This window comes from Streptomyces albicerus, assembly GCF_008905045.1.
Lineage (GTDB): Bacteria > Actinomycetota > Actinomycetes > Streptomycetales > Streptomycetaceae > Streptomyces > Streptomyces albicerus.
On record NZ_VWMY01000022.1, the window covers coordinates 47805 to 61062 of the forward strand.

Sequence of the window (13258 nt, forward strand, 5' to 3'; positions counted from 1 at the left end):
GCTAACCCACAAGGGTGGATCCAGTGCACCCATACGAGTGGAAAATCCGGGTTTGCCGCTTCAGCGCCGACGGGAGCCGCGACGCGCAGGCCGGTTCATTGACCGCGAGACACCGTGGACTAAAGTGACGCGAAGCGGGAGGCGAGACACCCTCCCTGCTGGACTGCAATCCCCCGGAGGACCGGCGACGTGCCGGGATCTCCCCGCGTGCGCGGCGCGTACGTACGGCTCGGCCTCCTCCCGCTCCCGGTCGGCTGACGCTTCCGGCGCCGGCAGGCCTTCCCCTTCACAGAGCGGGCGGGGACCCGGCGGTGCGTGGCGCCGCGCCGGACCTGAGAGGCCCCGATCAAATGGTGCGCGAAGCGCATTCGCATAAGGGTGGTGGCGGGCGACAGGAGGGGCAGAGTCGACATGTCCCGGTGATGCTCCAGCGGTGCCTGGACATGCTGGCGCCCGCACTGGAGCGGCCGGGAGCCGTGGTCGTCGACTGCACCCTCGGTCTCGGCGGGCACAGTGAGGCCCTGCTCACCCGGTTCCCCGAGGCCCGCCTGGTCGCCCTGGACCGCGACAAGGAGGCACTGCGCCTCTCCGGAGAGCGGCTCGCCCCCTTCGGTGACCGGGCCACCCTGGTGCACGCGGTCTACGACGAACTCCCCGACGTGCTCGACCGCCTGGGCCTCCCGCACGTCCACGGCGTCCTCTTCGACCTCGGCGTCTCCTCCATGCAGCTCGACGAGGCGGACCGCGGCTTCGCATACGCCCAGGACGCCCCGCTCGACATGCGCATGGACCAGACGACCGGCATCAGCGCGGCCGAGGTGCTCAACACCTATCCGCCGGGCGAACTCGTACGGATCCTCAGGGCGTACGGCGAGGAGAAGCAGGCCAAGCGGATCGTGTCCGCGATCGTGCGCGAGCGCGAGAAGGAGCCCTTCAGCAACAGTGCCCGGCTCGTCGAGCTGATCCGCGACTCGCTGCCGCAGGCCGCCAAGCGCACCGGGGGCAACCCCGCCAAGCGCACCTTCCAGGCACTGCGCATCGAGGTCAACGGCGAGCTCACCGTCCTTGAGAGGGCGATCCCCGCCGCCGTGAAGGCACTCGCCGTGGGGGGCCGTATCGCCGTGCTGTCGTACCACTCCCTGGAGGACCGGCTGGTCAAGCAGGTGTTCGCGGCGGGCGCCGCGAACACCGCGCCGCCCGGCCTGCCCGTCGTCCCCGAGCGCTACCAGCCCCGGCTCAAGCTGCTGACGCGCGGTGCCGAACTCCCCACCGAGGAAGAGGTCGCGGAGAACAGGCGGGCCGCCCCGGCCCGGCTGCGCGGGGCACAGCGCATCCGGGAGGAAGCCGAGTGACGGGAGAGCGTGTGAGTTGGACGGCCGAACTCACCGGGCTGGTGGGTTGGAAACTCGAACCCACCAGTCGGAATCCCGTACCCATCAGTCGAAAACCCCAGCTCACCGGGAGGGTGAGTGAGTAGGAAACCCGAACTGAGGGGGAGGGCGGCCCGGCTCGCGCGGCTCTTCCCGACGGGCTCAGGACAGGCGGCCCGTACGCCCTTCGTGCTCCTGGTGGTGCTACTGCTCGGCGGCGGCCTGATCGGACTCCTGGTCCTGAACTCCGCGCTCAGCGAAGGGTCGTTCAAGCTCGACGACCTCCAGAAGGACACCAAGAGCCTCACCGACGAGGAGCAGGCGCTCCAGCGGGACGTGGACGCCTACTCCGCCCCCGAGGCCCTCCAGCGCCGCGCCCGCGAGCTGGGCATGGTGCCCGGCGGCGACCCGGCCTTCCTCAACCCCGACGGCAGCGTCCGTGGCGTCCCCGGCGCGGCCGCCGATCAGTCGTCCGTGTCCGTGCCCGTGCCCGTGATCCGCCCGCCCGAGGTGCTCGCTCCAGCACCGGCTCCGGTGCCCACCGGGACCCCGACGCCTACCGGGACCCCGACGCCCCCCGCGGCGCCGGCTCCGGCCACGGAGCCGTCCCCGCAGCCCACGCCGCCTTCAACGACTCCCGGCAGGTGACGGAAGTGTCCGACAGGGAACCCCCGCGCCGCCGGGTGCCCTCGCCCGCCCGGCCCGTACGACCCGGCGGCCGGCAGCGTCCCGGCCCGGGCGCCCGGCCCGCGCGCCGCCCGGCCACGTCCCGGCCCCAGGGCCCGCGCGTCATCCGGCTCGGCAACCCCCGCCCGCGGCTGCGCCTGGTCAGCCTCGCCCTGACCCTGGTCGTGATCGCCTTCGTGGTGAGGCTCCTGCAGGTGCAGGCGGTCGACGCGAGCGAGTACACCGCCAAGGCGGAGCGGAACCGGTACCTCACCCACACGCTGGCCGCCGAGCGCGGCGGGATCACCGACCGCAACGGCGTCGACCTGGCGATCAGCGTGGACGCGAACGACATCACCGCCGACCCCACGCTGTTCACGCGCGAGGCGACGAAGATCGACGACGCCCCCGAGCAGGCCGCCGCCCTGCTCGGCCCGATCCTCGACAAGGACCCCGACGAGCTCGCGAAGAAGCTCCGGACCAAGAACACCCGGTACGTCGTGCTCGCCCGCCGCCAGACCCCCCAGGTCTGGACGCAGATCAAGGACCTGAAGAGCACGCTCGCCGACAAGGCCGCCGAGGACAAGACGGCCGTGAACGTCCTGGCGGGCGTCCTCCAGGAGCCCAGCAGCAAGCGGGTCTATCCGAACGGCGACCTCGGCGCCGGGATTCTGGGCTGGGTCAACGCCGACGGCAAGGGCGGCGGCGGTATCGAGCGGAAGCTGAACGAGGACCTGTCCGGCAAGGACGGCGAGATCCGCTACGCCCAGTCCGGCGGCCGCCAGGTGCCGACCGCGGGCTCCACCGAGAAGCCCGCCGTGGCGGGCTCCCAGGTCGAGCTGACGATCGACCGCGACATCCAGTGGGCCGCGCAGAACGCCATCACCGAGCAGGTGAAGGAGTCCAAGGCGGACCGCGGGTACGTCATAGTGCAGGACAACAAGACCGGCGAGATCCTCGCGATGGCCAACGCGCCCGGCTTCGACCCGAACGACCTCTCCCAGGCCGACGCGAACGCCCTGCACAACTGGAGCCTCGAAGACGCCTACGAGCCCGGCTCCACCGCCAAGCTCATGTCGATGGCCGCCGTCCTGGAGGAGAACGCCGCCACGCCCGCGACCCACGTGACCGTGCCCAACCGGCTGCACCGCGGCGACCGGCTCTTCCGCGACGACATCGACCACCCGACCTGGTACCTGACCCTCAACGGGGTCCTCGCCAAGTCCAGCAACATCGGCACCATCCTCGCGACCGGCCAGCTCGGCAGGACGCAGAAGGAGGCCAACCAGGTCCTCTACTCATATCTGCGCAAGTTCGGCATCGGCGGCTCCACCGGGCTCGGCTTCCCCGGCGAGACCAAGGGCATCCTCGCGCCCGCCGACCAGTGGTCGACCTCCCAGCAGTACACGATTCCTTTCGGCCAGGGCATGTCCATCAACGCGATGCAGGCGGCCTCCGTCTACTCGACCATCGCCAACGGCGGCGTACGTATCGAGCCGACACTCGTCCGCGGCACGAAGGGACCCGACGGACGCTTCACTCCGGCCGCCAAGCCCAAGAAGACAAGGGTCGTCAGCGAGAAGACGGCGAAAACCCTGGCGCAGATGCTGGAGTCCGTCGTGGACGACCGGGAGGGCACCGGCACCAAGGCGCGCATCCCCGGCTACCGCGTCGCGGGCAAGACCGGCACGGCCAACCGCGTGGATCCGGCCACCGGCCGCTACAACGGCTACACCTCGTCGTTCGCCGGATTCGCGCCCGCGGACAACCCCCGGGTCACCGTCTACTGCGCGATCCAGAACGCCACCGAGGGGAGCTACTTCGGCGGTCAGATCTGCGGGCCCGTCTACAAGGAAGTCCTGGAGTTCGCCCTGAAAACCCTCCAGGTGCCGCCCACCGGGGCCGCGCCCGCCAGACTCCCCGTCACCTTCACACCCTGATCAGCACCGACCGGAACACTCCGCGCCACCATCCGGACCACCCACCAGGAACCAGCCCGTGACAACGATCACTCCCGACCCCGGGAACCACGGCCCGCCGCACACCGCGCCAGGCCCCTCGCTTCGCTCCCCTGGGGGTGCGCCCGGTACGCTCACCGCCGTGCCACACGCTGATCAGTCCCAAACCACCCAGAAGGGCGTTCCTGTGACATATCCGGGGCCGCCACGACCGGTTCAGAACTCCGCCACACCCCTCGCGGAGCTCGCCGATCAGGTGGGTGTCGAACCGCCGGAGACACCGAAGGGCGCGGTCGAGATCACGGGTATCACCCATGACTCGCGCGCCGTGCGCCCCGGCGACCTCTACGCCGCGCTGCCCGGCGCCCGGATGCACGGCGCCGACTTCGTGACGCAGGCGGCCGGCCTCGGTGCCGTCGCCGTGCTGACCGACCCGACGGGCGCCGAGCGTGCCGCGTCCACCGGTCTGCCGGTCCTCGTCGTCGGGGACCCGCGCGGACGGATGGGCGAGCTGGCTGCCTCGATCTACGGCCATCCCGGGCGCGGCCTGCTCCAGATCGGGATCACCGGCACGTCCGGCAAGACCACGACGGCGTACCTCGTCGAAGGCGGTCTGAAGACGGTCCGCAGTACCGGACTGATCGGCACCGTGGAGATGCGCATCGGTGACGAGCGCATCAAGTCGGAGCGCACGACCCCCGAGGCCACCGACCTCCAGGCACTGTTCGCCGTCATGCGCGAGCGTGGCGTCGACGCGGTCGCCATGGAGGTCTCCAGCCACGCGCTGGTCCTCGGCCGGGTCGACGGCTGCGTCTTCGACATCGCGGTCTTCAACAACCTCAGCCCGGAACACATGGAGTTCCACTCCGACATGGAGGACTACTACCGGGCCAAGGCACAGCTGTTCACGCCGAAACGAAGCAAGCTCGGCGTGGTCAACTTCGACGACGAGTACGGACGGAGGCTCGCCAAGGAAGCCACCGTCCCCGTGGTCACGTTCTCCGCGGAGGGACACCCGGACGCCGACTGGCGCGCCGAGGAGGTCCAGGTCGGCCCGATGGACTCGGTCTTCGTCGCCATCGGCCCCAAGGGCGAGCGGATCACCGCCAAGTCGCCGCTCGCCGGCCCCTTCAACGTCGCCAACACGCTCGCCGCGATCGTCTCCCTCGCCGTCGCCGGGCTCGACCCGCAGACCGCGGCGGACGGCATCGCCGCCGTACCGGGCGTGCCCGGCCGGCTGGAGCGCGTGGACGCGGGACAGCCGTACCTCGCGGTCGTCGACTACGCGCACAAGACGGACGCCGTCGAGTCCGTCCTGCGGGCCCTGCGCAAGGTCACCGAGGGCAAACTGCACATCGTGCTCGGCTGCGGCGGCGACCGGGACAAGACCAAGCGGATGCCGATGGGTGCCGCCGCGGCCCGGCTCGCCGACACGGCCGTACTGACCTCCGACAACCCCCGCGGCGAGGACCCCCTCGCGATCCTCGCCACGATGCTCGCCGGCGCCGCCGAGGTGCCGGCGCACGAGCGCGGAGAGGTCCAGGTCTTCGAGGACCGGGCCGCCGCGATCGCCGCGGCCGTCGCCCGCGCACAGCCGGGCGACACCGTGCTGGTCGCGGGCAAGGGCCATGAGCAGGGCCAGGACATCGCCGGAGTGGTCCGTCCCTTCGACGACCGCCAGGTGCTTCGCGAAGCTATCCAGAAGACCCAGGGATGAACTTGTGATCGCCCTCTCTCTCGCCGAGATCGCCTCAGTCGTCGGCGGGCAGACACACGACATACCGGATCCGTCGGTCCAGGTCACCGGACGGGTCGTCAGAGACTCCCGTGAGGTGGAGCCAGGCAGCCTGTTCGTCGCCTTCGCGGGCGAGCGCGTGGACGGCCACGACTACGCCGCGGACGTCGTCGCGGCGGGCGCGGCGGCCGTCCTGGCCGCCCGGCCCGTGGGAGTCCCCGCGATCGTCGTGGACGACGTCCAGGCGGCCCTCGGCGCCCTCGCGCGACACGTCGTCGAACGGCTCGGCGCGACCCTCGTGGCCCTCACCGGCTCCGCGGGCAAGACCAGCACCAAGGACCTGATCGCGCAGGTGCTCCAGCGCAAGGCGCCGACGGTCTACACGCCGGGCTCGCTCAACAACGAGATCGGGCTGCCGCTCACCGCGCTCAGCGCCACCGAGGAGACCCGGTTCCTCGTCCTGGAGATGGGCGCCCGCGGCCTCGGCCACATCCGCTACCTCACGGATCTGACGCCCCCGAAGATCGGCCTCGTCCTGAACGTGGGCACCGCCCACATCGGCGAGTTCGGCGGCCGCGAACAAATCGCCCAGGCCAAGGGCGAGTTGGTGGAGGGGCTCCCCTCGGCGGATGCCGGCGGCGCAGCGATCCTGAACGCCGACGACCCCCTCGTACGGGCCATGGCCTCGCGTACGAAGGCACGCGTGATCCTCTTCGGAGAGTCCGGCGAAGCGGACGTACGGGCCGAGAACGTGCGGCTCACGGAGAGCGGACAGCCCTCGTTCAGCCTTCACACACCCTCCGGGTGCAGCGAAGTGACCATGCGCCTGTACGGTGAGCACCACGTGTCGAACGCGCTCGCCGCGGCCGCCGTCGCCCATGAGCTGGGCATGTCCGCAGACGAGATCGCCACCGCGCTCTCCGAGGCGGGCACCCTCTCCCGCTGGCGGATGGAGGTCACCGAGCGCCCGGACGGCGTGACGGTCGTCAACGACGCCTACAACGCGAACCCCGAGTCCATGCGAGCCGCCCTGCGCGCGCTCGTGGCCATGGGCAAGGGGCGGCGGACCTGGGCGGTGCTCGGTCAGATGGCCGAGCTCGGGGACGAGGCGCTCGCCGAGCACGACGCGGTCGGACGGCTCGCCGTCCGGCTCAACGTCAGCAAGCTCGTCGCGGTCGGGGGCAGGGAAGCGTCCTGGCTGCAACTGGGCGCATATAACGAGGGTTCGTGGGGTGAGGAGTCGGTGCACGTGTCCGACGCACAGTCGGCGATCGACCTGTTGCGCAGTCAATTGCGCCCGGGAGACGTCGTACTCGTGAAGGCGTCCCGGTCGGTCGGGCTCGAACGGGTGGCGCTGGCGCTGCTCGACAGCGGTGCCGAGGGTGAGGTTGCCGCCCGATGATGAACCAGATCCTGTTCGCGGGCGTCATCGGCCTCTTCCTGACGCTGGTCGGCACCCCGCTGCTGATCAAGCTCCTGGCGCGGAAGGGCTACGGCCAGTACATCCGCGACGACGGCCCGCGGGAGCACCACAGCAAGCGCGGTACCCCGACCATGGGTGGTATCGCCTTCATCCTCGCGACGATCATCGCGTACTTCCTGAGCAAGGTGATCACCGGCAAGCCGCCGACGTTCTCCGGACTGCTGGTGCTCGGTCTCATGGCGGGCATGGGTCTGGTCGGATTCCTCGACGACTACATCAAGATCGTCAAGCGGCGGTCGCTCGGTCTGCGGGCCAAGGCGAAGATGGCCGGACAGCTGATCGTCGGTGTCTCCTTCGCGGTGCTCTCGCTGCAGTTCGCGGACAACCGCAACAACACCCCGGCCTCCACCAAGCTCTCCTTCGTGCAGGACTTCGGCTGGTCCATCGGCCCGGTGCTGTTCGTGGTCTGGGCGCTGTTCATGATCCTCGCGATGTCGAACGGCGTGAACCTGACGGACGGTCTCGACGGCCTCGCCACCGGCGCCTCCGTGATGGTCTTCGGCGCGTACACGTTCATCGGCGTCTGGCAGTTCCAGGAGTCCTGCGCCAACGCGCAGACCCTGACCAACCCGGCCGCCTGTTACGAAGTACGAGATCCACTCGACCTCGCCGTCGTCGCCGCGGCCCTGATGGGCGCCTGCTTCGGCTTCCTGTGGTGGAACACCTCGCCCGCCAAGATCTTCATGGGGGACACCGGTTCCCTCGCGCTCGGCGGCGCGCTGGCCGGTCTCGCCATCTGCTCCCGCACCGAGCTGCTGGTCGCGCTGCTCGGCGGTCTCTTCGTCCTCATCACCATGTCGGTCGTCATCCAGGTCGGCTCGTTCCGCCTCACCGGCAAGCGCGTCTTCCGCATGGCACCGCTGCAGCACCACTTCGAACTCAAGGGGTGGTCCGAAGTCCTTGTGGTGGTCCGCTTCTGGATCATCCAGGGCATGTGCGTGATCGTCGGTCTCGGTCTCTTCTACGCGGGATGGGCAGCCAAGAAGTGACGACTGAGTTCGACTGGCAGAGCATGAACATCACCGTCGCCGGTCTCGGCGTGAGCGGCATCAGCGCCGCCCGCGCCCTGGCCGGCCTCGGCGCGTCGGTCACCGTCGTCGACGGGGGGTCCTCGGAGGCACACCGGGAGCGGGCCGCCTCCCTTGAGCAGCAAGGGATTTCGGTACGCCTCGCGGACGCCGAGACGTTTCCCGAAGGCACCGACCTCGTGGTCACCTCGCCGGGCTGGAAGCCGGGCAGCCCCCTCTTCCTGGCCGCCGCCGAGGCGGGCGTGGACGTCGTCGGAGACGTGGAGATCGCCTGGCGCCTGCGCGGCCCCGACGCGGCCCCCTGGCTCGGCATCACGGGCACCAACGGCAAGACCACCACGACGCAGATGCTCGCCTCGATCCTGGGTGCCGCGGGCCTTCGCACGGCCGCGGTGGGCAACATCGGCACGCCGATCATCGACGTCGTCCAGGAAGGCGACAACGCCTACGACGTCCTCGCCGTCGAGCTGTCCAGCTACCAGCTCCACTGGGCGCCCTCCCTGCGCGCCCACTCCGCCGTCGTCCTGAACCTCGCACCCGACCACCTCGACTGGCACGGCTCCATGGAGGCGTACGTCGCCGACAAGGGCCGTATCTACGAGGGCAATCGGGTCGCCTGCGTCTACAACGTGGCCGACAAGGCCACCGAGGACCTGGTGCGCCAGGCGGACGTCGAGGAGGGCTGCCGGGCGGTCGGCTTCACACTCGGAACGCCCGGACCGTCCCAACTCGGCGTCGTGGAGGGCATCCTGGTCGACCGCGCCTTCGTGGAGGACCGGCACAAGCAGGCCCAGGAGCTCGCCGAGATCGCGGACGTCAACCCGCCCGCCCCGCACAACATCGCCAACGCCCTCGCGGCGGCGGCCCTGGCCCGCGCCTTCGGGGTGCCCGCCGCGGCCGTACGGGACGGGCTGCGCGCGTTCCGGCCCGACGCCCACCGCATCGAGCACGTGGCCGACGTGGACGGTGTCACGTACATCGACGACTCCAAGGCCACCAACACGCATGCGGCGGAAGCCTCTTTGGCGGCGTACGAGTCGATCGTGTGGATCGCGGGCGGGCTCGCCAAGGGCGCGACCTTCGACGAGCTGGTCGCCAAGTCGGCAAAGCGACTTCGCGGTGTCGTCCTGTTCGGCGCGGACCGGGCCCGCATCCGGGAAGCGCTCGCGCGACACGCGCCGGAAGTGCCGGTCGTCGACCTCGACCGGACCGACACTGGGGCGATGCTCACGGCGGTTCGTGAGGCCGCACGGCTCTCCGAGCCGGGGGACACTGTTCTGCTGGCGCCGGCCTGTGCGTCCATGGACATGTTCACCAACTACAACAAGCGCGGTGACGCTTTCGCGGACGCGGTTCGCGAACTCGGCGCCGTAGACGGCTGACCCGGGTCCGCCTTGCCTGGCGGCGCCGGGCACACCTGGGAGGGACGCGTGACACGGATCCGGCTGGGGCTTCGTCGGCGGCTTTCCGCCGGTGGCACGGCACTGTGCCGACCCTCCCACCCTGTGGCAGGTGCCGCCGATGCCCAGTAGCCGCACCGGGCGTCCTCCCGCCCAGCGGGCCGCCAAACGGCCCGCTGCGCCGCGTACCCCGCGCGACAACCCCGTACGCCGCCTCTACACCCGTGCACGCCGTGCCTGGGACCGTCCGCTCACCGCGTACTACCTGATCCTCGGCGGCAGCCTGCTGATCACCGTGCTCGGTCTGGTGATGGTGTACTCGGCCTCGCAGATCACCGCGCTGCAGCTGTCGCTGCCGGGGTCGTACTTCTTCCGCAAGCAGTTCCTCGCGGCCGTGCTCGGCAGTCTGCTGCTGCTCGCGGCCTCGCGGATGCCGTCCAAGCTGCACCGGGCGCTGGCGTATCCGATGCTGCTGGGCTCGGTCTTCCTGATGATCCTCGTCCAGGTGCCGGGGATAGGAGTCGCGGTCAACGGCAACCAGAACTGGATCTCGGTCGGTGGCCCCTTCCAGCTGCAGCCCAGCGAGTTCGGCAAGCTCGCGCTCGTCCTCTGGGGAGCCGATCTGCTCGCCCGCAAACAGGACAAGCGGCTGCTGACCCAGTGGAAGCACATGCTGGTGCCGCTCGTGCCGGTCGCCTTCATGCTGCTCGGACTGATCATGCTCGGCGGCGACATGGGCACGGCGATCATCCTCACCGCGATCCTGTTCGGGCTGCTGTGGCTCGCGGGGGCGCCGACCCGGCTCTTCGGGGGCGTGCTCGCCGTCGCCGCGACCATCGGCGTCATCCTCATCAAGACCAGCCCGAACCGCATGGCGCGCCTCGCCTGCCTCGGCGCCACCGAGCCGGGCCCCGGCGACACCTGCTGGCAGGCCGTGCACGGCATCTACGCCCTCGCCTCCGGCGGGCTCTTCGGATCGGGCCTCGGCGCCAGTGTGGAAAAATGGGGGCAACTGCCCGAAGCACACACGGACTTCATCTTCGCGATCACCGGTGAGGAACTGGGCCTCGCGGGGACGCTGTCGGTGCTCGCACTCTTCGCGGCTCTAGGCTATGCGGGCATCCGCGTGGCCGGACGCACGGAGGACCCCTTCGTGAGGTACGCCGCGGGAGGCGTGACCACCTGGATCACGGCCCAGGCCGTGATCAACATCGGTGCGGTGCTCGGCCTGCTGCCGATCGCCGGAGTCCCGCTCCCGCTGTTCTCCTACGGGGGTTCCGCCCTGCTTCCGACCATGTTCGCCATCGGGCTGCTGATCGCCTTCGCGCGAGAGGATCCCGCTGCGCGGGCGGCGCTTGCGATGCGGCAGCCCCGCTTTGGCAGAAAGCGGGCTGCGGTGAGAGGCTCTGTGGCTGATCGGGGCCCTCGGAAGTGGAACACGATGCGACGGCGTGCCTCGGCGCGTTCGTCCGGAGAGCGGTGAATTTCGGTGCATGTCGTACTCGCCGGCGGGGGGACCGCCGGCCACATCGAGCCCGCGCTCGCCCTCGCGGACGCCCTGCGCAGGCAGGACCCGACCGTGGGAATCACGGCCCTGGGCACGGAGCGCGGACTCGAGACCCGACTCGTACCCGAGCGGGGCTATGACCTCGCGCTGATCCCCGCGGTACCGCTGCCACGCAAACCCACCCCCGAGCTGATCACCGTCCCGGGACGGCTGCGCGGCACGATCAAGGCGGCCGAGCAGATCCTGGAGCGCACCAAGGCGGACGCCGTCGTCGGCTTCGGCGGCTATGTCGCCCTGCCCGCGTACCTCGCGGCCAAGCGCCTCGGCGTCCCGATCATCGTCCACGAGGCCAACGCCCGGCCGGGCCTCGCCAACAAGATCGGTTCGCGGTACGCGGCCCAGGTCGCCGTCTCCACCCCGGACAGCAAGCTCCGTGGCGCCCGCTACATCGGCATCCCGCTGCGCCGCTCCATCGCCACCCTCGACCGGGCCGCCATGCGCCCCGAGGCCCGCGCCGCGTTCAGGCTCGACCCCGCCCTGCCGACCCTGCTGGTCTCCGGCGGCTCACAGGGCGCCCGCCGCCTCAACGAGGTGGTCGAGCAGGCCGCCCCGTACCTCCAGCAGGCCGGCATCCAGATCCTGCACGCGGTCGGCCCGAAGAACGAACTGCCGCAGGTCCACCAGATGCCGGGGATGCCCCCGTACATCCCGGTACCGTACGTGGACCGGATGGACCTCGCGTACGCCGCGGCCGACATGATGCTCTGCCGTGCCGGCGCGATGACCGTCGCCGAACTCTCCGCCGTCGGGCTCCCCGCCGCCTATGTCCCGCTGCCGATCGGCAACGGCGAACAGCGGCTGAACGCCCAGCCGGTGGTCAAGGCCGGCGGCGGACTGCTGGTCGACGACGCGGAACTGACACCGCAGTGGGTGCAGGCCAACGTCCTGCCCGTGCTCGCCGATCCGCACCGGCTGTTCGAGATGTCCCGCGCCGCCGCCGAGTTCGGCCGCCGGGACGCCGACGACCTGCTCGTCGGGATGGTGTACGAGGCGATCGCGTCACGCCGTTAGCGCGTGGCAGAAGGCAGGGGAGCGTGGCCGGACCGACCACCGCCGAACGCGGCGAACGTCAGCACCTGGACTCCGGCCCGCCCCGGCCACCCCTCCTCAAGAGGCTGCCGAAGCCGCGTACGCTCGTCATTGTGCTCGTCTGCCTCACCCTGCTCGGGGCGGGCGGCGTCTGGGTGTTCTACGGCTCCCAGTGGCTGCGCGTGGAGCGCGTAACGGCTTCGGGGACGCGGGTTCTGACGCCCGCCCAGGTCGTCGAGGCGGCCGACGTGCCGGTCGGATCGCCGTTGATTTCCGTCGACACCGATGTGATTGAGGCAAGACTGCGGCGGAAATTGCCCCGAATTGACTCGGTTGATGTCGTCCGTTCCTGGCCCCATGGAATCGGACTGAAAGTGACCGAACGTACTCCGGTTCTCATCGCAGAAAAGGGCGGAAAGTTCGTCGAAGTGGACGCCAAGGGCGTGCGATATGCCACGGTTTCGCGCGCCCCGAAGGGCGTGCCCGCGCTGGAATTGGATGTGTCCCCGTCCGCGGGTCTGCGCCGCTTCGGCACCGGCCGGCTGGTGCGCGAGGCGGTACGTGTCGCGGGTTCGCTTCCGGCCGCCGTCGCGCGCGACACCCGGATCGTCAAGGTCCGTTCATACGACTCCATCTCGCTGGAGTTGAGCGGTGACCGCACCGTCGCGTGGGGGAGTGGCGAGAAGGGCCGCGCCAAGGCCCGTACGCTCACCGCTCTCATGAAAGCCGCTCCGGAGGCGCGGCACTTCGACGTCAGCGTTCCCACCGCCCCTGCGTCAGCGGGGAGTTGACGCACATCCGCGCAGGCCAGCACCCTGGTTGGGCAGCGCTATGGCTGATCACATAGGGTGAAAAGAAAAACGGGAGGTTCGGCGTGTTCGTTGAACGTGCGCCACTTGTCGACTTAGTGTCCTGTTCGGAAGAGTCCAAGGAACAGACACACTGGTAACCCTAAACTTCAGCGTTAGGGTTCGGGTCGGCGTTCGGACCGTCCCATTCGGCATCAGTCGTCGGATCGCGAG

Annotated in this window: 10 protein-coding genes; all 10 read left to right on the forward strand. The window is 70.2% G+C overall.

All coding sequences use genetic code 11. The features are described 5' to 3' along the window. The first annotated feature begins 350 nt into the window (after window positions 1-350). The 10 genes from rsmH (at window position 351) to GAS53_RS21045 (ending at window position 13027) form a co-directional block, all read left to right on the forward strand. Window positions 351-1352: a 16S rRNA (cytosine(1402)-N(4))-methyltransferase RsmH gene (gene rsmH / locus GAS53_RS21000; protein WP_192583209.1), complete on the forward strand. Its 1002-nt coding sequence runs from the start codon at window positions 351-353 to the stop codon at window positions 1350-1352. Window positions 1353-1469: 117 nt separating this feature from the next. Next, the gene (locus GAS53_RS21005) at window positions 1470-2018 is read left to right on the forward strand and encodes a septum formation initiator family protein (protein ID WP_151479190.1); all 549 of its coding nucleotides are present in this window, start codon (window positions 1470-1472) and stop codon (window positions 2016-2018) included. Window positions 2019-2023: 5 nt separating this feature from the next. After that, window positions 2024-3976: a peptidoglycan D,D-transpeptidase FtsI family protein gene (locus GAS53_RS21010; protein WP_318722798.1), complete on the forward strand. Its 1953-nt coding sequence runs from the start codon at window positions 2024-2026 to the stop codon at window positions 3974-3976. Between the two features lie 58 nt (window positions 3977-4034). Continuing rightward, window positions 4035-5711 (forward strand): UDP-N-acetylmuramoyl-L-alanyl-D-glutamate--2,6-diaminopimelate ligase, encoded by a 1677-nt coding sequence (locus GAS53_RS21015; protein ID WP_192583210.1) that lies wholly within the window; start codon window positions 4035-4037, stop codon window positions 5709-5711. Window positions 5712-5715: 4 nt separating this feature from the next. Beyond that, complete coding sequence (locus GAS53_RS21020; protein WP_151479192.1) at window positions 5716-7131, forward strand: UDP-N-acetylmuramoyl-tripeptide--D-alanyl-D-alanine ligase; 1416 nt, start codon at window positions 5716-5718, stop codon at window positions 7129-7131. Next, window positions 7131-8201 carry a phospho-N-acetylmuramoyl-pentapeptide-transferase gene (mraY, locus tag GAS53_RS21025; protein ID WP_192583216.1) on the forward strand — a complete coding sequence of 357 codons (1071 nt, stop codon included), beginning with the start codon at window positions 7131-7133 and terminating at the stop codon, window positions 8199-8201. The genes GAS53_RS21020 and mraY overlap by 1 nt, the downstream gene beginning before the upstream one ends. Then, on the forward strand, window positions 8183-9622 hold the full coding sequence (murD, locus tag GAS53_RS21030) for a UDP-N-acetylmuramoyl-L-alanine--D-glutamate ligase (protein WP_151479194.1): 1440 nt from the start codon (window positions 8183-8185) through the stop codon (window positions 9620-9622). The genes mraY and murD overlap by 19 nt, the downstream gene beginning before the upstream one ends. 139 nt (window positions 9623-9761) lie before the next feature. Then, a complete protein-coding gene (ftsW, locus tag GAS53_RS21035) occupies window positions 9762-11123 on the forward strand; it encodes a putative lipid II flippase FtsW (protein ID WP_192583211.1) in 1362 nt (453 codons plus the stop codon). 6 nt (window positions 11124-11129) lie between these two features. Continuing rightward, window positions 11130-12218 (forward strand): undecaprenyldiphospho-muramoylpentapeptide beta-N-acetylglucosaminyltransferase, encoded by a 1089-nt coding sequence (murG, locus tag GAS53_RS21040; RefSeq protein ID WP_151479196.1) that lies wholly within the window; start codon window positions 11130-11132, stop codon window positions 12216-12218. A 23-nt stretch (window positions 12219-12241) separates the two neighbouring features. Then, window positions 12242-13027 carry a cell division protein FtsQ/DivIB gene (locus GAS53_RS21045; RefSeq protein ID WP_151479197.1) on the forward strand — a complete coding sequence of 262 codons (786 nt, stop codon included), beginning with the start codon at window positions 12242-12244 and terminating at the stop codon, window positions 13025-13027. The last annotated feature ends 231 nt before the right edge of the window (window positions 13028-13258 follow it).